This is a genomic window from Gordonia terrae, assembly GCF_001698225.1.
Taxonomy (GTDB): domain Bacteria; phylum Actinomycetota; class Actinomycetes; order Mycobacteriales; family Mycobacteriaceae; genus Gordonia; species Gordonia terrae.
The window spans coordinates 5,257,979-5,276,139 of the sequence record NZ_CP016594.1 but is presented as its reverse complement, the minus strand read 5'-3'; the positions used below and the strand labels follow the sequence as shown (position 1 = coordinate 5,276,139).

At 66.7% G+C, this 18,161-nt stretch carries 19 protein-coding genes; 7 read left to right on the top strand and 12 right to left on the bottom strand.

What is annotated here, in order from left to right:
- Positions 1–194 precede the first annotated feature (194 nt).
- Genes BCM27_RS23370 through BCM27_RS23355 form a run of 4 tightly spaced genes read left to right on the top strand, consistent with a single transcriptional unit; the run spans position 195 to position 3,263 of the window.
- Positions 195–596: a TOBE domain-containing protein gene (locus BCM27_RS23370; RefSeq protein WP_004018975.1), complete on the top strand. Its 402-nt coding sequence runs from the start codon at positions 195–197 to the stop codon at positions 594–596.
- On the top strand, positions 593–1,360 hold the full coding sequence (modA, locus tag BCM27_RS23365; RefSeq protein WP_004018974.1) for a molybdate ABC transporter substrate-binding protein: 768 nt from the start codon (positions 593–595) through the stop codon (positions 1,358–1,360). The genes BCM27_RS23370 and modA overlap by 4 nt, the downstream gene beginning before the upstream one ends.
- On the top strand, positions 1,357–2,178 hold the full coding sequence (locus tag BCM27_RS23360; RefSeq protein ID WP_004018973.1) for an ABC transporter permease: 822 nt from the start codon (positions 1,357–1,359) through the stop codon (positions 2,176–2,178). The genes modA and BCM27_RS23360 overlap by 4 nt, the downstream gene beginning before the upstream one ends.
- Positions 2,175–3,263, top strand: coding sequence for a sulfate/molybdate ABC transporter ATP-binding protein (locus tag BCM27_RS23355; RefSeq protein WP_004018972.1), 1,089 nt, complete (start codon positions 2,175–2,177; stop codon positions 3,261–3,263). The genes BCM27_RS23360 and BCM27_RS23355 overlap by 4 nt, the downstream gene beginning before the upstream one ends.
- A gap of 389 nt (positions 3,264–3,652) precedes the next feature.
- On the opposite strand, the gene BCM27_RS25825 is transcribed toward BCM27_RS23355, so the two are convergent.
- From BCM27_RS25825 to BCM27_RS23325, 7 genes are all read right to left on the bottom strand, one after another.
- On the bottom strand, positions 3,653–3,820 hold the full coding sequence (locus BCM27_RS25825) for a hypothetical protein (RefSeq protein WP_004018971.1): 168 nt from the start codon (positions 3,818–3,820) through the stop codon (positions 3,653–3,655).
- 291 nt (positions 3,821–4,111) lie between these two features.
- Positions 4,112–4,642 (bottom strand): hypothetical protein, encoded by a 531-nt coding sequence (locus BCM27_RS23350; RefSeq protein ID WP_004018970.1) that lies wholly within the window; start codon positions 4,640–4,642, stop codon positions 4,112–4,114.
- Positions 4,643–4,888: 246 nt separating this feature from the next.
- Complete coding sequence (locus BCM27_RS23345; RefSeq protein WP_239450634.1) at positions 4,889–5,782, bottom strand: hypothetical protein; 894 nt, start codon at positions 5,780–5,782, stop codon at positions 4,889–4,891.
- A 279-nt stretch (positions 5,783–6,061) separates the two neighbouring features.
- The gene (locus tag BCM27_RS23340) at positions 6,062–6,487 is read right to left on the bottom strand and encodes a hypothetical protein (RefSeq protein WP_004018968.1); all 426 of its coding nucleotides are present in this window, start codon (positions 6,485–6,487) and stop codon (positions 6,062–6,064) included.
- A gap of 144 nt (positions 6,488–6,631) precedes the next feature.
- Complete coding sequence (locus BCM27_RS23335) at positions 6,632–7,555, bottom strand: adenylate/guanylate cyclase domain-containing protein (protein ID WP_004018967.1); 924 nt, start codon at positions 7,553–7,555, stop codon at positions 6,632–6,634.
- 189 nt (positions 7,556–7,744) lie between these two features.
- Complete coding sequence (locus BCM27_RS23330) at positions 7,745–8,368, bottom strand: TetR/AcrR family transcriptional regulator (protein ID WP_004018966.1); 624 nt, start codon at positions 8,366–8,368, stop codon at positions 7,745–7,747.
- Positions 8,369–8,463: 95 nt separating this feature from the next.
- Positions 8,464–9,636 carry a TetR/AcrR family transcriptional regulator gene (locus BCM27_RS23325; protein ID WP_033206246.1) on the bottom strand — a complete coding sequence of 391 codons (1,173 nt, stop codon included), beginning with the start codon at positions 9,634–9,636 and terminating at the stop codon, positions 8,464–8,466.
- A 129-nt stretch (positions 9,637–9,765) separates the two neighbouring features.
- Between BCM27_RS23325 and BCM27_RS23320 the strand changes: the two genes are divergently transcribed.
- Entirely contained in the window at positions 9,766–10,977 is a 1,212-nt protein-coding gene (locus BCM27_RS23320) for an acetyl-CoA C-acetyltransferase (protein ID WP_004018964.1), read from the top strand.
- A 46-nt stretch (positions 10,978–11,023) separates the two neighbouring features.
- Positions 11,024–13,225, top strand: a complete 2,202-nt coding sequence (locus BCM27_RS23315) for a 3-hydroxyacyl-CoA dehydrogenase NAD-binding domain-containing protein (RefSeq protein ID WP_033206232.1) — start codon at positions 11,024–11,026, stop codon at positions 13,223–13,225.
- Positions 13,226–13,383: 158 nt separating this feature from the next.
- Here BCM27_RS23315 and BCM27_RS23310 read toward each other — a convergent pair whose 3' ends face one another.
- A complete protein-coding gene (locus BCM27_RS23310; protein WP_004018960.1) occupies positions 13,384–14,058 on the bottom strand; it encodes a slipin family protein in 675 nt (224 codons plus the stop codon).
- Positions 14,059–14,639: 581 nt separating this feature from the next.
- Between BCM27_RS23310 and BCM27_RS25915 the strand changes: the two genes are divergently transcribed.
- Positions 14,640–14,813 (top strand): hypothetical protein, encoded by a 174-nt coding sequence (locus tag BCM27_RS25915; protein ID WP_167550902.1) that lies wholly within the window; start codon positions 14,640–14,642, stop codon positions 14,811–14,813.
- A 97-nt stretch (positions 14,814–14,910) separates the two neighbouring features.
- Here the strand turns inward: BCM27_RS25915 and BCM27_RS23300 are convergent, their stop codons facing one another.
- From BCM27_RS23300 to BCM27_RS23285, 4 genes are read right to left on the bottom strand one after another with little or no spacing between them, the layout of a single operon-like run.
- The gene (locus BCM27_RS23300; RefSeq protein WP_004018956.1) at positions 14,911–16,269 is read right to left on the bottom strand and encodes an MFS transporter; all 1,359 of its coding nucleotides are present in this window, start codon (positions 16,267–16,269) and stop codon (positions 14,911–14,913) included.
- Between the two features lie 51 nt (positions 16,270–16,320).
- Positions 16,321–16,725, bottom strand: a complete 405-nt coding sequence (locus tag BCM27_RS23295) for a RidA family protein (RefSeq protein WP_004018954.1) — start codon at positions 16,723–16,725, stop codon at positions 16,321–16,323.
- Positions 16,722–17,057 (bottom strand): hypothetical protein, encoded by a 336-nt coding sequence (locus tag BCM27_RS23290; protein ID WP_004018953.1) that lies wholly within the window; start codon positions 17,055–17,057, stop codon positions 16,722–16,724. Before BCM27_RS23290 ends, BCM27_RS23295 begins: the two co-directional genes overlap by 4 nt.
- The gene (locus BCM27_RS23285; RefSeq protein ID WP_004018952.1) at positions 17,054–18,160 is read right to left on the bottom strand and encodes a Rieske 2Fe-2S domain-containing protein; all 1,107 of its coding nucleotides are present in this window, start codon (positions 18,158–18,160) and stop codon (positions 17,054–17,056) included. Before BCM27_RS23285 ends, BCM27_RS23290 begins: the two co-directional genes overlap by 4 nt.
- Position 18,161 lies beyond the last annotated feature (1 nt).

The window sequence follows — 18,161 nt, the reverse complement described above, 5'->3', positions numbered from 1 at the left end:
CGGGGTGTGGTGGTCATCGTCGAGAGGTCAGACCGTCCTCCCGCACCGAACTCATCGGTATCGGCACCAGGAATCCGACGGCCGGATCGGATTCGAGCGTAGAACCTCAAGCTCGGTTGAGGTCAATTGCAGTGGTTTGCTCGTACGCGGAGATAGAGCGCCCGTATCTCCGCTGATGCGGGTACGGTGTCGCAGTGACCGCAATTCGAATCAGGGACGCCGCCGCGCTGCTGGGCGTCAGTGACGACACCGTCCGGCGCTGGGTCGCGACCGGCGTCCTGGAGGCCTCCGACGACGGACCCGTCGCCACCGTCGACGGGGCGCGGCTCGCCGCCCTCGCCCGCGAGCGCGCGGTGGCACCGGACGACGGGGCATCGGTCGGACGCTCGGCTCGCAATCGGTTCACCGGGCTCGTCACCGACGTCCGCACGGATGTGGTGATGGCCCAGGTGACCCTGCAGTGCGGACCGTTCGAAGTGACGTCGCTGATGAGTGCGGACGCCGTTCGCGAACTCGATCTGCGGCCCGGCGTCGTGGCCACGGCCGTCGTCAAGGCGACGACCGTGATCGTCGAGACCAACCGGGAGAACAGATGAGAAGGCTTGCCGTCGCGGTCGTGACGACCGGACTGCTGCTCGTGGCGGGGTGCTCGTCGTCCGGCGGAACGGACACCGACTCCACCGAATCCACCGCCACGACGACCCTCGACGTGTCGGCGGCGGCCTCGCTGAAGAAGACGTTCACCGCGATCGCCGACGAGTTCGAGCAACAGCACGACGGGGTCACGGTGCGCATCTCGTTCGACGGTTCGTCCACGCTGGCCAACCAGATCGAGCAGGGCGCGCCGGCCGACGTGTTCGCGAGTGCCGACGAGAAGAACATGGACAAACTCGGCGATCTCGCCGTCGGCCCGGCGGTCTTCGCCACGAACACACTCGTGATCGTCACGGCGCCGGGCAATCCCCGTGGCATCGCGTCGTTCGCCGACCTGAACAAGCCCGACGTGACGGCGGTCATCTGCCAGTCGGCTCAGCCGTGCGGTGCCGCGACCGAGACCGTTGAGCGCAACACCGGTGTCACCGTCGACGCCGCCTCCGAGGAACAGTCGGTGAGCGCGGTGTTGACCAAGGTGACGACCGGCCAGGCGGACGCGGGTGTGGTCTATGTGACCGACGCCCGAGGGGTCGGTGACAATGTGGCCACCGTGACCGACCCGGCCTTCGCGGCCGTCGTGAACTCCTATCCGATCGCGACCCTCACCGGGGCCCGGAATGCCGACCTCGCCAACCAATTCGTCGACCTCGTCCGCGGCGCGGGTGGTCAACGCATCCTGCGCGAGGCCGGCTTCGGAGCGCCTTGACCATCAGTTCGTTCATCCGCTCACGACGCGACCCCGCGGGGTTGCCCGGGTGGACGTACGGCCTGGCACTGATCGGTGTCGGACTGATCGTCCTCCCGCCGCTGGCGCTCCTACTCCGTTCGCCGTGGGCCACCTTCGTCGAGCAGATCTCGTCACCCTCGTCGCTCGACGCACTGCGATTGTCGCTGATCACCGCCGGTGCCAGCACCGTCATCTGCCTGATCGTCGGGGTGCCGATGGCGCTGATCTTCGCGCGACACGACGGTCCGGTCATCCGAGTGCTCCGCGCACTGGTGTTGCTGCCCTTGGTGTTACCGCCCGTGGTCGGCGGTCTCGCATTGCTGTACACCTTCGGCCGGCTCGGGATCGTCGGCGAGCGCCTGCACGCGGCCGGCCTCGACATCGCGTTCACGACAGCGGCTGTCGTGCTCGCACAGACCTTCGTGGCGCTGCCGTTCCTCGTGATCAGCGTCGAGGGCGCGGTGCGCGTCGTCGGGACGCGATACGAGGAGGTCGCCGCGACCCTGGGTGCCGGTCCGACCCGGACCCTGTGGCGGGTCACCCTCCCGTTGGTCCTGCCGTCTCTCGTCGCGGGCCTGGTACTCGCTTTCGCGCGGGCGCTGGGGGAGTTCGGTGCGACCATCACGTTCGCCGGAAATGCGCCCGGGGTGACCCAGACCGCGCCGCTGGCCATCTATGTGTCGGCCATCGACGACCCACAGGCCGCGATCCCGTTGTCGCTCATCCTCGTCGCCGTGTCGTTGGTCGTCGTCGTGGGAGTGCACAGCCGCCGGTCGCGTCTCGGGGGTGGCTTGTGACCGGAGTGGATCTGGAGGTGTCCATCGACCTCACAGTGCCCGCGTTGCGCGTCGAGCACCGTTTCGCCGCCGGCACGACCACCGCGGTCGTCGGGCCGAACGGCGCGGGTAAATCGACGATGTTGCGCGTTGTCGCCGGCCTGCTGCGTCGGGATGACCGGTGCCGGTTAGCTCTTGGCGACAGGGTGTTCAGCGACACCACGACGTTCGTGCCGCCGAGCCGGCGCGGAATCGCACTGCTGTCGCAGGATGCTCGCCTTTTCCCGCATCTGACGGTCGCCGACAACGTGGGGTTCGCGCCTGCGGCGCAGCGTCTGGCGAGGTCGGAGATCCGGGAACGAGTGGAACGCTGGCTGTCGGCAACGGAGGTCGCCGACCTCGCCGACCGCAAGCCGCACCAGCTCTCCGGTGGGCAGGCACAACGCGTCGCGATCGCTCGGGCCCTCGCCGCGCAACCGCGAATACTGCTGTTGGACGAGCCTTTCCGTGCACTGGACGTCGACGTCGCGAGCCGGTTGCGAGCACTGCTGCGTACTCTTCTCGCCGACCGGGACCGCACGACGATCATGGTCACCCACGACCCGGTGGACGCCCTCGGGCTGTGCGACGACATCATGGTCCTCGAGGACGGCCGCGTCGTCGAATCGGGCTCCGCGCGGGATGTTCTGACACGTCCCACAAGTCGTTTCGCGGCGTCGTTGTCCGGGCTCAACCTGTTCGTGGGCATCCTGGACGCGGACGACGCCGTCGTCGACCCGTCAGGCAATCGGGTCGTCGGCAGCGCCGGTGACGACGGGCCACAACCGGGTGCGGGCGCCGCTGCCACGTTTTCGCCACGGGCCGTCGCCGTCTACCTCGAAGCGCCCCACGGTAGTCCGCGTACCACGCTGGCCGCCGGCGTCCGTGACATCGCGCCCCGGGGTGACCACGCCGTGGTGACCGCCGAGGTGGGGAAGCAACTCGTCGCGGCCGAGGTCACCTGGGCGGCGGTCGCCGACCTCGGGCTCGTCACCGGACTCGCGGTCTACCTGGTGGTCAAGGCGAGTGAAGTGCGGATCAGCGCCGTGGGCCCGGGCTCGCTCTGACCGCCAGACCTCAACTCGACCGATGGACTTCGATCGAAGTCTTTCGGTCGAGTTGAGTTCTGGGGGTTGGGCTTGGGTCAGGGCTCGTCCTTTCAACCGGCTATCGTGTGGCCGCAGAACAGGCCGGCGAAGAATGCGATGCCAGACGGAAGGCAGATCGCAGTGTTGATGAGGTAGCTAGTCGTGTCCGACACCGACCGTGAGAAGCGTGCTGAGAACGCTTCCGCCGGCTCGTGACCTTCGGCGTGCCTATGCCGTCCGACGTGGCGACGACTCATCGATCGGACTGTCCATTCATCACTTTGTGTGCGCGTGGCTCAGAGCTGCTACCGCTCGTCATGTCACGCGGGCGGTTCTGCCGTGGTTGACACGCCTATTCGGCCGCCTCGTCACGTGAAGATGTTGATGCCTGCGAACAGTCCGGCCCCGAACGCCGAAGCAGATGGCAGGACCGCCAAGAAGTTGCGGGGGTAGGTCTCGATGCCGCGGACCCAGTAGTCGAGCCCACGCGGAAACGACTTTGCGAGGTGCCGGGGCCGTGCGGGTCTTCCCGGCATGTGCGGGTGACCTGTTCGAGGGGCCTCGCCTTCTGACGTAGTTGTTCGATTCCGTACTGATCCTTGCGACTTGACGATGCGCGCCACGGCATTGGCGCGCCGAACACGAACTGCGACAACGGGCTCGACCGCGGGACGTCGATCGAAGCCCACGAGTCGGCATGAGGTTCACCGGTAGCTCTCGGCGCCGTGGTCAGGACGTGCTGGTGAAGTAGGCCAGCACTAGCCCGAGCACGAAACACAGGATCGGGTAGGTGACGAACATCGAGAACCTCCCACTGAAGTAGGTTCTCAATTTCCGCCACTTGTTGTTGTCGTCGTCCGCAGCCAACGGTCCTCCATCTCGGTGATTTCGCTATTCACCCGATCCCAATCGGCGATCGGGACGGTACCCGTGAACAGGGACAGCATCGAGTGCCCGTCCGATCCGCGGTAGGCCAACTGTGATCGGCGAAGGCGCAATTCGCGGCCTTCGGCTCTGTAGCTTCCGTCGTCCACACATAGATAGCCGTCTCGGTGCGCACTGTGGTTCAGTACCGTAGCGTCTTGCAGTGCTGTGATGTCCAGGGTGGTGTCGAGTGTGCTCAATCGAAGTACGTCGACGGGGCCCAGGTCGAAGTACTGGACAACCACGTTCGAGACGAACTCTGGAACCGGACTTTCCGAACGGAGGAGTACTCGACTCGCGTCGGCCTCGTGTGCGGCGTCGGCATCCATGGCGTACCAGGCGGGTGCCGGCAGAAAATCCAGCGTCGGCGTCGAAGCGCGAAGCATCGCCGTGCTGCCTAGATTGACGATTGCGTATTCGATCGCGGAAATCACGAGTCACCTCGAGCTGAATGAATCAACTGGACAACGCACCTCCGGCCACCAATCCCAGAGCAAATGCAACCCCGGATGGCAGGCATATGAGCGGAGTCCAGATCATATAGCTCACTGTGCTATCAGACAGCCACGTGGATAGTCTCTTATTCGGAATAGAGGTGTCGGGGCACCACGCCGCCTCCGTATTCGGTGTGCGCTGCCTCGGGCGCTGCCTCTTGCCCGAGGGGCGCAACGGCTCAGTCATCAGTCAAACCACCCTTTCACAACCTTCGCTGCATCTGCCCCGGCCTTGCTGCCGATCGCAGCCCCGATTCCGGCGCCGATCGCAGTGCCGACAGGACCCGCGAAAGTGCCGACCACCGCCCCGGCCGCAGCACCTGCGATGATCCCGCCGCCGACCGAGCCCGCGACCGCGGCAGTAGCATCTCCGCCATCCTGTTCGCCGCGAGCGTACTTGCTGTACTCGTCGTAACCGGTGACTCCCAACCCCAAGAGAAACGATCCCTTGGCCATCGCCTTACCAACCGAGTTCATCCGCGTGACATCGGCAGGGGTCATTCCCGCCTGGCCGAATGCCCGTCGCGGCCGACTGTAGGCGGCTGCAATGTCTTCGCCGCGTCGTTGAATCGCAGAGATTGCGGCTGTTGCCGCCGGGCCGGCAAGTGAGCTTCCTGGAGCGAGCCCCAACGCGTTCTTGAAGTACTCCAGTCTTGAAGGATCGACGTCAATGGGTTGCCCGGACTTCAGCTTCTCCAATTGCTCCGGAGTCAGGTTCATCGCGCGAAGGAATCTCCCACGCTGCTCCGGAGTGGCCGTGCCATTGCGTACCGCAGTCGCATCACTTGCAGCGAGGTTCGCATCGACGATCCCGCGGTTGACCGCATTCGCAGCGGGTGTTATGCCGCCGAGTTCACCGAGTGCGGAGTTGATTCCGTCGCGGGCTGCGGTCACGGCGTTGTCGGCGGCGGTGCCGAGACCGAGCAGAGCCGAGTGGTGTTCGAAAGCCTTCCCTGCGTCGAACTTCGCATCGTCGGGGGCTCGAGACTCATCGAAGTTGACCGTGTATTCGCGGCTTCCACGGTCGAGGATGTAACCGTCGGAGTCGGCAAGGGTGGTTCGGGTCTCGAGAGCCTTCATCGCGTCGCGGATGCTGCTCTGTCCGTTTGTGAGTACCGAGGCGAGATCGCCGAACTCATCGGCAACACCGCGAATCCATCGTGTGATCCCCTCCGCGCGATCGTCGGCGGGCCCACGTGCGACCCCCGTCCACTGGGCTCGGGTCAGGTTGATGACGGGATCTCCGGCCTTCGGGGCCTCGACTTCCAGATGTGCTTGTAGGCGGACGATCCCGTTCGCGATCGACGTCATCACGTCGGGATTCCAGGACAGGACGTCGTTGTAGCTCGGCGGCATGGCCTATTGCACCGACAGCAGGATACTCAGCGGGACCACATGATCTGTCTGCTGCCCTTGCCGTGCGGGATACGCCGTGGCGTCCTTGATGGTGCTTGCACTCGCCTGATCGGTCTCGACGGTGGTGTCTTTGGCGCCGAGCACCAGTTCGGAGAACGAGGACACCGTGCCGGACACATTGGCCAGCGCGGATGCGATCCTTTCGTCGGCACCCGCCGCCACCGCGGACATGTCGCTCGAAGCCCCGCGGAACTGGCCGGCGAGCTGGCTGAAGGTCGCTGTCGTACCGTTCAGTCCGGCATGGGAGGTGAGCTCCAACGCCATCAGACGGGATGCGCATCTCGAGATCTCCGTCGCTGACGCCCCGACAGCCGCTGGATCGACGATCAAGCCCGACAAAATTCCCCCTTTGACTTCGTGAACCACCATAAATGTTCGACGATGGCGATAGCCGGGCAGGGCGCAAACAGCTCGCCACCGTCCACAGCAATGAGTCGCTCCGACCGGCGAACCTCAACTCGACCGATGGACTTCGATCGGAGTCCAGGGGTCGAAATGAGGTTCGCCAGTGGGTCAGTCGCTCATGGGCCCGTCGCGGTGGGCTGCGAGCACGCGGGCCTTGAGGTGCTTGTACCCCCGGACGCGTAGTGTCGGTATCGATTTGAGGTAGAAGCGGTCGTCACCGCCGAGCTGGTCGGCTATCGCGTCGTCGATGAGGGTGGTTCCGGGACGGGCGGATCCGGCGAGGCGCGAGGCGATGTTCACCGGCTCGCCGAAGACGTCTCCGAGTCGGGCGAGGACGGAACCGCGCGCCATGCCGACCCGCAACGGCGGAAGACTGTCGTCCGTGGAGAGCTGATGGATCTCCAGTGCTGCACTCGCGGCGGCGGGGGCGTCGTCGAAGGTGAACATCACCGCGTCGCCGAGGGTCTTGATGACCCGCCCACCATGATCAACGACCACGTCGAAGGTGTCGTCCTCGAATGAGCCGAGCAAGGACTCCAGGTCATTCAGATCGATGCGCCGGGAAAGGCTTGTATAACCGACGATGTCGGCGAAGCCGACGATCAGGTCGATCTCCTCGTCGTCGGAGTGATCGGTGTGACGCTCGATCGCCTGCGCCATGTGCCGACGCCAGATGAGTTGCTGGATCTGGCCGAGCGCGAGACTCATCTGGTCGAAGTCCCACGGCACCGCGGGGTCGTCGACGATGTCACGCAGCAGGTCGGCTTCCCACTCTGCCAGCCGGGACATCGTCTGTCCGATGGCTCGGGCCATCGCGATCTGGCTGGTCTCCGGCATTGCCGCCGAGGACGATGCGAACATCCGCAGCGCTGCGAGGTCGCGATCGGAGAAGACCTTGTCCGACGACGGTTGACGAACGAAACCGAAGGCGTTCCATGCCTTTTCGGCGAAGTCAGCGGACAGTCCGAGTTCGGCGACCAGTTCGTCGCGAGTGTAGCGGGGGCGGTCCCGCGCTTCCGAGGCGTCGTTCATCCGATCCGAGTCCCATCTCCGGCGTCGGCTCAGCATAGCGGCAGACGGGTCAGGTCGAGACGTTGTCACGCAGACGGTGCTGCCGCGGCCGCGACGACAAGCCCGGTGTCGTGGGGCCGCCGAGTGTGTTGGATCGGCGCACGTGTCAGGGTCCCGAGGGCTCTTCGCCAGGGGCGGCGACTCGCGTCGTCACGCGGTCACCATTCGGATCGCGCTGTTCGACACCGCGCGGGCAAAGTCGTTCGGTGACAACGGCCCACCGGGTAGGTACCAACGCCAGGCGCTCCCCAGCATGCCGAGGACGAGACGTGAGACGATCACCGGGTCGCCACGGACGAAGTGTCCATCGTCCATCCCGCGCTCGAGGAGATCCGCCCAGTGTTGTTCGAGCTCGGCGACCAACTCTTGCGATCTCACACGATCGGCTTCCTCTCGTCGCGACCGGCGAGGAGTGCTCAGGATGTCGGCATGGTTCTGCAGGATCCGGCGCCGCAGCATGTCGCTGGACGAACCGCGCAGGGCTGAGTCCAGCGCGGAACCGAGGGCCCCCGCCGGGTCCGGGATACCCGCTGTGCCGGAGTGGAATCGCTCGATCGAGTCCGTGAGCTCGAGTCGGATGATGGTCATGAGGCAGTGCGCCTTCGACTCGAAATAGTGGTAGAGCGCGGTCTGGCCGATGCCGACCTGCTCGGCTACGGACGACCATTTCGTGTGCTCGTAGCCGGCACGGCCGAACTGTTCGATCGCAACGGTGAGGATCTGCGAGCGCCTGGACCGGGGGCTGTCCTCGCGCGCGTCCGCCGTCGCTGACATCGGAGAGATCGCCTTTCGGTTGGGCCGAGTGCTCGTCTTGTGAGATGACTCGGTTGAAGCGTACGGCGGTGAGTGGTGAGACGGGGCGGTACGGATCAGAGCGCGAGCACGCCCTTCATGAGGTAGGCCATCCGCGCGGCGAACTGCGGACTCTCCGAGCCGCGTCGCATGCGCACGGCGTCGTTGACGATCGAGAGTGCCGCGTGCACGGCGATCGCGCCCTGATCGCGCTTGATCTCCGGGTCGACCTGCATCAGCAGATCCACCCAGCGCGCCACATAGCGTCGCTGGACGTCGACGAGGTCGGTGGCGCTGGCCTGACCGGCGAGTGCGGGGGAGTTGTTGAAGCTGACGGAGAGGTCGGGGGTGCTGGTGATGGTCTCCACGTAGGAATCGACCAGACCGGCAAGGAGTTTCGCAGGATCGGACGTCGCCCCGTACACGGCCATCACCCCGGCCTCCAGGCGGGCGCCGCTGCGCTGGCCGATCGCGACGAGGATGGCGAGCTTCGACGGGAAGTGCTTGTAGACACTGGGACCCGCGATACCGACGGCTCCACCGATCTCGTCGACGCCGACGTCGGTGTACCCGCGGTCGGCGAACAGTTCGGCTGCCGCGTCGAGGATCTCGTCGCGACGCGAACCCGGCACGGAGCTGACCGTCGGCGAGGTCGCGAAGGGCGGTGCCGCAGCGGGGCTCAGGGCGAGAATCCGTCGGATGAGCTTCTCGATCTCGTCGCGGGCACGCGCGCCGGACATGCGGGTGTGATGCACGGTGAGGCTGCCGCTCACGCTCAACACGGCCCATGCCAACTGCACGGCCTCGCGCTCGGAGAGATCCGTCCGACGGGCCGCGAGCGCCGACGCCCAGTGGCCGATCACCTCGCGAGTACGAACCGCGACCAGTTTGTTCTGCTCGGTGGTGAGGTAGTTGCTGGTCCATCGCCACAACGACGCCGCCTGGGGTCGCTGCACGGCCAGGTCGCAGACCGTCGAGATCAGCGAGTTCGCGTCGATGCCGTCGGCGAGCGCCCGATCGGTGCAGGACTCGAGGTCGTCGACACCGGCCAGGACCGCGGCCGCCAGCAGGGACTGCTTGTCGTCGAAGTGCCGGTACACCGACGGCGCGGTGACGCCGGCCGAGCGCGCGATGTCGGCAAGCGAGACCTGCGCATACCCACGCTGCAGGAAGAGCGCGGCCGCGGAGTCGACAAGCTGTCGTTTGCGGTCGGCGCCCCGGGTGCGAGAGGTGGGTTTCCGGTCAGGCATGGTGAACAGACCATAGCGCACATTCGACAGAACGCCAGACCTCTTGACCACCGGGTATAGCCAAATAAGTTATTCCGCGTTAGCCTCGGTGGGTAACCAACCAGTGGTTCGTGTGAAAGGAACACTTTCGTGCCTGATCAAGCATTCATCTACGAGGCGATCCGTACGCCTCGTGGCAAGCAGCGCGGCGGTTCGCTGCACAGCGTGAAGCCGGTCGACCTGGTCTCCGGTCTCATCAACGAGGTCCTGTCGCGTCACGGCGGCCTCGATCCGGCCGACGTCAACGACGTCATCCTCGGTGTCGTCTCCCCGGTCGGCGAGCAGGGCGCGGTCATCTCGCGCACCGCCGCCCTCAACAGCGGTCTCCCCGAGACCGTCCCCGGCACCCAGATCAACCGCTTCTGCGCCTCGGGCCTGGAAGCCACCAACCTCGCCGCGGCCAAGGTCGCCTCGGGCTTCGACGACCTGGTTCTCGCCGGTGGCGTCGAGTCGATGTCGCGCGTCCCCATGGGCAGCGACGGTGGCGCACTCTTCACCGATCCGGCCACCGCATACGACCACTACATCGTCCCGCAGGGCATCGGCGCCGACCTGATCGCCACCATCGAGGGTTTCTCGCGCGAGGACGTCGACGCCTACGCCGCCGAGTCGCAGGCTCGCGCTGAAAAGGCCTGGAACAGCGGCTACTTCACCAAGTCCGTGGTGCCCGTCAAGGACATCAACGGCGTCACGATCCTCGATCACGACGAGCACCGTCGCCCGGGCTCGACCGTCGAGAGCCTCGGCAAGCTGAAGGCCGCCTTCGCCGCCCTCGCCGACATGGCCGGCTTCGACGACGTCGCGCTGCAGAAGTACCCGAGCGTCGAGAAGATCAACCACGTCCACACCGGTGGTAACAGCTCCGGCATCGTCGACGGATCGGGCCTCGTGCTCATCGGCAGCGAAGAGGCAGGCAAGCGCAACGGCCTCACCCCGCGTGCCCGCGTCGTCTCCTTCGCCGAGATCGGCTCCGAGCCCACCATCATGCTCACCGGCCCCACCCCGGCCACCGAGCTGGCGCTGAAGAAGGCCGGCCTGACCGTCGACGACATCGACGTGTTCGAGCTGAACGAGGCCTTCGCCTCCGTCGTCATGAAGTGGATGAAGGACCTGAAGATCCCGCACGAGAAGGTCAACGTGAACGGTGGCGCGATCGCCATGGGTCACCCGCTCGGTGCAACCGGCGCGATGATCTACGGCACCTGCCTCGACGAGCTCGAGCGCACCGGCGGCCGCTACGGCCTGATCACCCTCTGCATCGGTGGCGGCATGGGCGTCGCGACCATCATCGAGCGTCTCTGACTCTCCCGGCCCTGCCACTTCACGAGAAAGAACTCTGCGAATCACCATGAGTGACAACATGATCAATTGGGAGAAGGACGCCGACGGCGTCGTCATCCTGACCATGGACGACCCCAACCAGGGCGCCAACACGATGAACGCGCTCTACCAGGAATCGATGGCCGCGACCGTCGACCGCCTGGAGGCCGAGAAGGACGACATCTCCGGTGTCGTGCTCACCTCTGCGAAGAAGACCTTCTTCGCCGGTGGCGATCTGAAGGACATGACCAGCGATCGCACGGGTGTCTCCAAGGAGGAGATCGCCACGCAGATCACCGAGACGACCAACGGCATGAAGAAGGTGCTGCGTCGGCTCGAGACCCTGGGCAAGCCGGTCGTCGCCGCGATCAACGGCGCCGCACTCGGTGGCGGCCTGGAGATCGCGCTGCACACCCACTACCGCATCGCCGCGGACGTCAAGGGTGTTCAGATCGGTCTGCCCGAGGCCACCCTCGGCCTGCTGCCCGGCGGCGGTGGCGTCGTGCGTACCGTCCGTCTGCTCGGTATCCAGAACGCCCTCATGGGTGTTCTGCTCCAGGGTCAGCGCTTCAACCCGACCAAGGCCAAGGAGACCGGCCTGGTCAACGAGGTCGTCGGCTCGATCGAGGAACTGATCCCCGCCGCCAAGGCCTGGATCAAGGAGAACCCCGAGGCCCAGCAGCCGTTCGACGTCAAGGGTTACAAGATCCCGGGCGGTGCTCCCACCAACCCGGCGTTCGCGGCCAACCTCCCGGCGCTGCCGGCCCTGCTGCGCAAGCAGATCAAGGGCGCCAATATGCCTGCGCCGCGTGCCATCCTGGCCGCCGCGGTCGAGGGTGCCTACGTCGACGTCGACACCGCGGACATCATCGAGACCCGCTACTTCGTCTCGCTGGTCACCGGTCAGGTCGCGCAGAACATGATCAAGGCGTTCTTCTTCGACCTGCAGCACATCAACGGCGGCGGCTCGCGCCCCGAGGGTTACGACAAGTTCACCGCCAAGAAGGTCGGCGTCATCGGCGCCGGAATGATGGGCGCGGCAATCGCTTACGTGTCGGCGAAGGCCGGCATCGAGGTCGTCCTCAAGGACATCGACCTCGACGCTGCCAAGCGCGGCAAGGGGTACTCGGAGAAGCTCGAGGAGAAGGCTCTCGCCAAGGGCAAGACCACCCAGGAGAAGAGCGACGCACTCCTCGCCCGCATCCACCCGACCGTCGACGCCGCCGACTTCAAGGGTGTCGACCTCGTCATCGAGGCCGCCTTCGAGTCGGTCGAGGTCAAGCACAAGGTGTTCCAGGAGATCGAGGACATCGTCGAGCCCGATGCCGTCCTGGGTTCCAACACCTCGACCCTGCCGATCACCATCCTCGCCGAGGGTGTGAAGCGGTCCGAGGACTTCATCGGAATCCACTTCTTCTCGCCGGTCGACAAGATGCCGCTGGTCGAGATCATCAAGGGTGAGAAGACCTCGGATGCCGTGCTGGCCAAGGTCATCGACTACACGCTGGCGATCCGCAAGACCCCGATCGTCGTCAACGACAGCCGTGGCTTCTTCACCAGCCGCGTCATCGGCACCTTCGTCAACGAGGCCATCGCGGCCGTCGGCGAGGGCGTCGAGCCGGCGTTCATCGAGCACGCGGGCACCCAGGCCGGCTACCCGGCCGCGCCGCTGCAGCTCATGGACGAGCTGACCCTGACCCTGCCGCAGAAGATCCGCAAGGAGACCGAGGCAGCGGCCAAGGCCGAGGGCAAGGACTTCCCGCAGCACGGCTCGAACGCCGTCGTCGACTGGATGGTCGACAACGGTCGCACTGCCAAGAAGGACGGCAAGGGCTTCTACGACTACGACGAGAACGGCAAGCGCACCCAGCTCTGGCCGGGCCTGCGTGAGCACTTCAAGTCGGGCACCACGGAGATCCCGCTCGAGGACATGAAGGAGCGTATGCTCTTCGCCGAGTCGCTCGAGACCGTCAAGTGCTTCGACGAAGGTGTGCTCACCTCGGTCGAGGACGCCAACATCGGTTCGATCTTCGGCATCGGCTTCCCCGCGTGGACCGGTGGTGTCATCCAGTACATCAACGGTTACGAGGGTGGCGTGCCCGGCTTCGTCGCGCGCGCCAAGGACCTCGCCGGCAAGTACGGCAAGCACTTCGAGCCGCCGGCCTCACTGGTCGAGAAGGCCGAGCAGGGTGTCACCAAGCTGACCAACGAGAACCTCGCTGCGAAGTAGGGCTTTCGCTGGGTGACCAGCAGACAACAAGGGCCCCGGCCGGATTCGTTCCGGCCGGGGCTCTTGTGTTCTCCGGACCACCAATGTCGCTCCCGCGTCGCCGTTTCCGTCCCGCTGACTGGATCGGATAAGCGGGACGGAAACGAGGCCGCGGGAGCTCAGTCGTCCGGCGGCGCCTCGGCGCCCCCGACGCTGAGCACGACGCGGGCGCCGTATGGCACCGACTCGACGAGGCGCAGCTGCGCCAGCGCCGGGTGGGCGTCGAGCAACCGGCCCGCGTTGGCCAGCGCGCGCAGCGCGGCGGTCTCGGCGCGAGCCGCCTCGAGCTTGGCCAGACCGCGTGTCTTGGCGGTGATGACCTCGAGTGCGGCACTGCGGACCTCGGCCGGGACGATGACGTCGCGGACGACCACTTCGAGAACGTCCATGCCCACGGTGCCCGCGGCCCGGGCCGCTGCGACGCGGATCGGCTCGACGTCGACGGAGTCGCCGCGACGCACGAGGTCGTCCGACTCGACGCCGGCGCAGACCTCACGCAGCGCGATCTGGGCGGCCAGGTAGACCGCGCCGATCGGATCGGAGGCTCGTTCGACGAAGGCGACTGCGTCGATCACGCGGGCGCGCAACGTCATCGAGATACGGACGGCCATCGAGTCGGCGGTGAGGATCTCCTGCGGCGAGACCTGGATCAGGCGCTCTCGCAGGTCGACGCTGAGCGTGGCGTCCGGCTTCCGCACGCGGTGGCGACCGGTGGGGAGCGTCTGGACCTCGCTACCCCGGTAGGCCAGCACGGTGTGGCCCGGTGGGACGGTGATTCGATTGTGGAACAGCATGGCGATCCTCCTTTCCGTTGCGTCGCAATGCTTGTCGGGTGTGGCGATTCGGATGGCGACACCGCTCGCGGGCGGGCCGGCCGGTGGGGTGCGACGCGGGGTCGCGCACGACCCGGACGACGACCGCAGAACCGACCGGGCCCGTGCTCCCGGGAGCGGTGCCGTGTCAGGACTCGAACCTGCTCGGGAGGTATCCCTTGCCATCTGAAGGCGGACGAGGATTCCGACGCGCAGAAACACTTCGCGGTATCCCGCTCCGGTCTGCTGGTCCTCGTGCCGAACGGGAACTATGCCAGCGTCGTGCTGTGGGGCGCAACGGAATAACGAGCGTTGATTCCTGGTCCCTGAGGAGCGAGCGCAACCCCTGCTCCCTGAGGTGCGAGCGAAGCGAGCCACGAAGGGTCGTCGCAACTCGTCTCACCGAGCCCTTCGTGGCTCGTCGACCTCGACGCGCTCCTTCGTCGCTTGCTCGGCCCGGCGGCTTGCGCTCCTCGCACCTCAGGGAGCAATAGTTATGTGGTTCTTTCGGATACGGGAGCGGGGGATGGAACCGTTCGGGCGCCGGGCGCGTCCAAGTGTTCGTGATCCCGATACCCACTGATCGTTCCGGTCTGATCCTGCGTGAGAACGCGGTGCGTGCCGGACTCTCCGATGCCGACCTCGACGAGGCGGTGACCCGCGATCACCTGGTGTGTCTCGGTCCCGGCGTGTTCGCGCTCGCGGTCGGTTATCTGCTGTGGTCGCGCGCGTGCTGATCGCGTTCGGCGACCGGTCCGTCACGACGTGGGTGGGACGACGAGCGGTGCACCGGGGTGATACCCGGTGCACCGCTCGTCGAATGGGTTCGCCGCGTCAGGCCTGCCCGCCGATCGCGTGGCCGTTCATCGTCTGGCTGGTCATCGCCGGTCCGCCGACCGTCGTGCGGTCCCCGGCTTCCGGACCGTCGAGCCGTCCCGTCGCGGCGGCATCTTCGGGCACCTTCGATTCCGTGCGGCGGAGCAGCAGGACGAGTGCAAGCGCCACCGCGACCGGGGCGCACGCGATCAGCACGATGGCGCTCGTCGACAGACCGAGTCCGATCAGGGCGCCGCCGACGATCGGGCCGACCACCGAGCCGAGGCGACCCATCGAGGAGGCCCAACCGACTCCCGTCGCGGCGGTGGCCTGCGGGTAGATCGACACCGCCACGGCGGCCTGCCCGATCATGCCGGCCTGCAGTCCGAGCCCGACGCCGCCGAACACCAAGAGCAGCAACGCCTTGTCGGCGCCGAGGAACGCGGACAGGATTAGGAACACGATGGCCGCCACCGTGGTGCCGGCGAGGATCGAGCTCATCCGGTATCGGGTCGCGCCGAGGATCAGCACACCCGCACCGACGATGCTGCCGACACCCAGTGCCGCCGACCCGAGTGGTGCCAGACCCGTGCTGAAGCCGTAACTCGTCAGGAGGGTGGGCAGCCAGGACGAGAAGATGTAGAAGACCGAGAACACCATGAAGGCGAAGCCCCAGAGCAGCAGGGTCCGACCGCGCACCTCGGGGTCGAACAACCGGGCCACGGCCGCGTGGTGGCGGGCCTCCGAGCCCGGGGTCACACCGGTCAGCGTGCGCTCGTCGGGCAGCCACATCCAGAGGAAGGGGAACAGGGCCGCAGAGGCGATGGCGCCCGCGACGAACACCGACGGCCAGCCGTATGCCGACACCAGCCGAGTACCCAGCAGTCCGGCGATGAGCGCACCCATCGAGATGCCCATCGTGACGAACACCGCGATCGACTGCCGGTGCCGGGCGGGGTTGAGTGCAGTTGCCTGCGCCACGGCCGCCGGCATGACCGCGCCGAGACCGAAGCCGGTGATCAGGCGCAGCGCGCTCAGCTCGACGATGTTGCCGGCCCATGCCGTCAGCAGACTGCCGATCGTGAACACGACGACCGCGGCGAGGATGACCTTGCGGCAGCCGAACCGTGCGGTGAGTCGGCCGACCGCGATGTAACCCAGAGCGACACCGAGGCTGGTCAGCGACAGGGCGGGGGTGAAGTGGGAGGCGGGGACACCCCAGTCCTCCTTGAGCGCCGGCACTGAAAGGCCGAGGGCGATGGTGTCGTAGCCGTCGAGCACGACGGCGATGAAGGCGAGGATCAGGACCGGCCAGTTGGGTCTGTCGACGGCCGGTGCTGAGTTGTTCGGGCTGGAGTTGAGAGTTGGTCCGCTCACGATGGCGTCCTCGGGGTGTAGTCGGCGTGGCTGACGCCGGTTCGAGTGATTCTAGTCGGCCGCGGGCGCGGCCTTCGGGAGAAATCCCTGTGCCTCGACCTCGACGCTGAGGCCCGGCTCGACCAGTGCCGACACCTCGACGAGGGTCGAACACGGGAAGTCCCCGGAGAAAACCGCGCTCCGGGCGCGTCCGACAGCTGCCTTGTCGGCGATGTCGGTGACGTAGATGCGCAACACGACGATGTCGTCGACGGAAGCGCCGCACGCCTCCGTCAGTGCGCGCACGCGGCGGAAGGTCTCGACCGCCTGCGCGTGGGAGTCGTCGCCACCCACCGGACCGTCCGGCCCGCCGGCGTGCATCCCCGAGAGGAAGAACTGGTCGCCGACGACGCGGGCGTTGCTGAACATGTCCCGACGGGGCGGCTCCGCGACGTCGGGGTGTCCGACCCGGGTCATGAGGTCACCGCCGAACGTCGCGCATCGGACTCACGCGTCAGTCGTTCGCGGACCGGCAGGAAGTCGTACGTCGGGTAGAAGTCGGTGGCGAAGGTGCCCCACGCCCGGCGTTCCAGTTCGACGTTCACCGCGGGCAGCCGGTCCGCCGGTAGGCGGAGGGTGACGATCTGACCGATACCCATGGCCACGACCCAGGAGACGACCTCGCATCCCTCGGGCGGAAAGCCGTGCCACCAGTCGTTCTCGTCGAGCCGACCCTGCAACTGGTCGAGGTTCTGGCTCTGATCGTGGCGCAGCACCACGGTGAGCAGCATCGACCCGTCGGTGCTCATGCGTTCGCTGCGACGAGTTGCTCGGCCTGGGCGACGGCGTCGGCGCGATAGATCCGTCGAATCCGGGAGACCCCGAGATCGTGCTGGTACAGGTGCTCCTCACGGTCGGCGTCACCGGCGAGCGCCTCCAAGACGAGCCGGTCCTGTTCGAGGACCTCCCAGTGCTTGGCCTCCAGCGTGGTCCGGTACAGGAACCGCCAGGTCTCACGTTCCCATCCGCTCACCCGCCGGGTGCGCCAATGGAAGATCGCCGACGTCGACCGGTCGATGGGCGTGCTCATCCCGACGATCCCGAACACACCGCCGGGGCCGGCGCCGGGGCCGTACGGGATCTCGAGGTCGACGTAGTCCATCGATCCGCGCACGAACTCCACCCAGTCGAAGTTCACGCCGCGCTGGTCGGTCTTCTCGAAGAAGAAGCCGCGGTCGGTCTCCCGGATGCGGAACCGAGCCGAGGTGTCGCCACCGAACATCGAATGGGAGTTGCGGTGCAGAAACGCGCCGTGCATGGGATCGAGGACGTTGTCCATGTAGAACCGCCACGGGCCCGCCCACTCGGCGAAGTTGCCGAACCAGGACACCTCGGGATCGGACAGCCGGTCGGGCAACACGAACGGGGTCGGCACCGAATCCGCGGTCAGCGGCAGGAAGGCGAAGATCGTGTCGGCCGCCTCGACCACCTCGAGCGACACCGTCGCCCGCCGGCCCTCCAGGGCACATCCCGGCATGCCCGGCACCGACACGACGGTGCCCTCTCCGTCGACCTGGACACCGTGGTACGCGCAGGCGATGCGGTCGCCGAGGTGTTGGCCGACCGACAACGGAGCGCTGCGGTGCGGGCACCGGTCCTCCAGCATGCGGACCCGACCCTGGGCGTCGCGGAACAGCACCCAGTCGACCTCGAGTCGGCGGACCGGGACCATCGCGCCGGGCTCGAGCATGCGCGACGGGAGGATCGGGTACCAGCGGTCCCGGAGGCCCGTCGCCGCGATCTCGTCGGCGTCGAGGTGACGACGGGTACCGACGGCGTAGGTCGGTGTGCGTCGCGCGGGACGTTCGCGGGTTGCGGACCGGGTGCCGGGGGTGGGCTGTGTGGTGGTCATG

What these genes read in the sequence shown, in the direction of transcription:
- BCM27_RS23315 (WP_033206232.1), top strand. Translation starts at nt 11,024, where the DNA reads ATGAGTGACAACATGATCAATTGGGAGAAGGACGCCGACGGCGTCGTC.
- BCM27_RS23290 (WP_004018953.1), bottom strand. Translation starts at nt 17,057, where the DNA reads ATGAGCACCGACGGGTCGATGCTGCTCACCGTGGTGCTGCGCCACGAT.
- BCM27_RS25825 (WP_004018971.1), bottom strand. Translation starts at nt 3,820, where the DNA reads ATGCCGGGAAGACCCGCACGGCCCCGGCACCTCGCAAAGTCGTTTCCG.
- BCM27_RS23325 (WP_033206246.1), bottom strand. Translation starts at nt 9,636, where the DNA reads ATGCCTGACCGGAAACCCACCTCTCGCACCCGGGGCGCCGACCGCAAA.
- BCM27_RS23285 (WP_004018952.1), bottom strand. Translation starts at nt 18,160, where the DNA reads ATGACCACCACACAGCCCACCCCCGGCACCCGGTCCGCAACCCGCGAA.
- BCM27_RS23330 (WP_004018966.1), bottom strand. Translation starts at nt 8,368, where the DNA reads ATGTCAGCGACGGCGGACGCGCGCGAGGACAGCCCCCGGTCCAGGCGC.
- BCM27_RS23345 (WP_239450634.1), bottom strand. Translation starts at nt 5,782, where the DNA reads ATGAAGGCTCTCGAGACCCGAACCACCCTTGCCGACTCCGACGGTTAC.
- BCM27_RS23335 (WP_004018967.1), bottom strand. Translation starts at nt 7,555, where the DNA reads ATGAACGACGCCTCGGAAGCGCGGGACCGCCCCCGCTACACTCGCGAC.
- BCM27_RS23295 (WP_004018954.1), bottom strand. Translation starts at nt 16,725, where the DNA reads ATGACCCGGGTCGGACACCCCGACGTCGCGGAGCCGCCCCGTCGGGAC.
- BCM27_RS23340 (WP_004018968.1), bottom strand. Translation starts at nt 6,487, where the DNA reads ATGGTGGTTCACGAAGTCAAAGGGGGAATTTTGTCGGGCTTGATCGTC.
- modA (WP_004018974.1), top strand. Translation starts at nt 593, where the DNA reads ATGAGAAGGCTTGCCGTCGCGGTCGTGACGACCGGACTGCTGCTCGTG.
- BCM27_RS23310 (WP_004018960.1), bottom strand. Translation starts at nt 14,058, where the DNA reads ATGCTGTTCCACAATCGAATCACCGTCCCACCGGGCCACACCGTGCTG.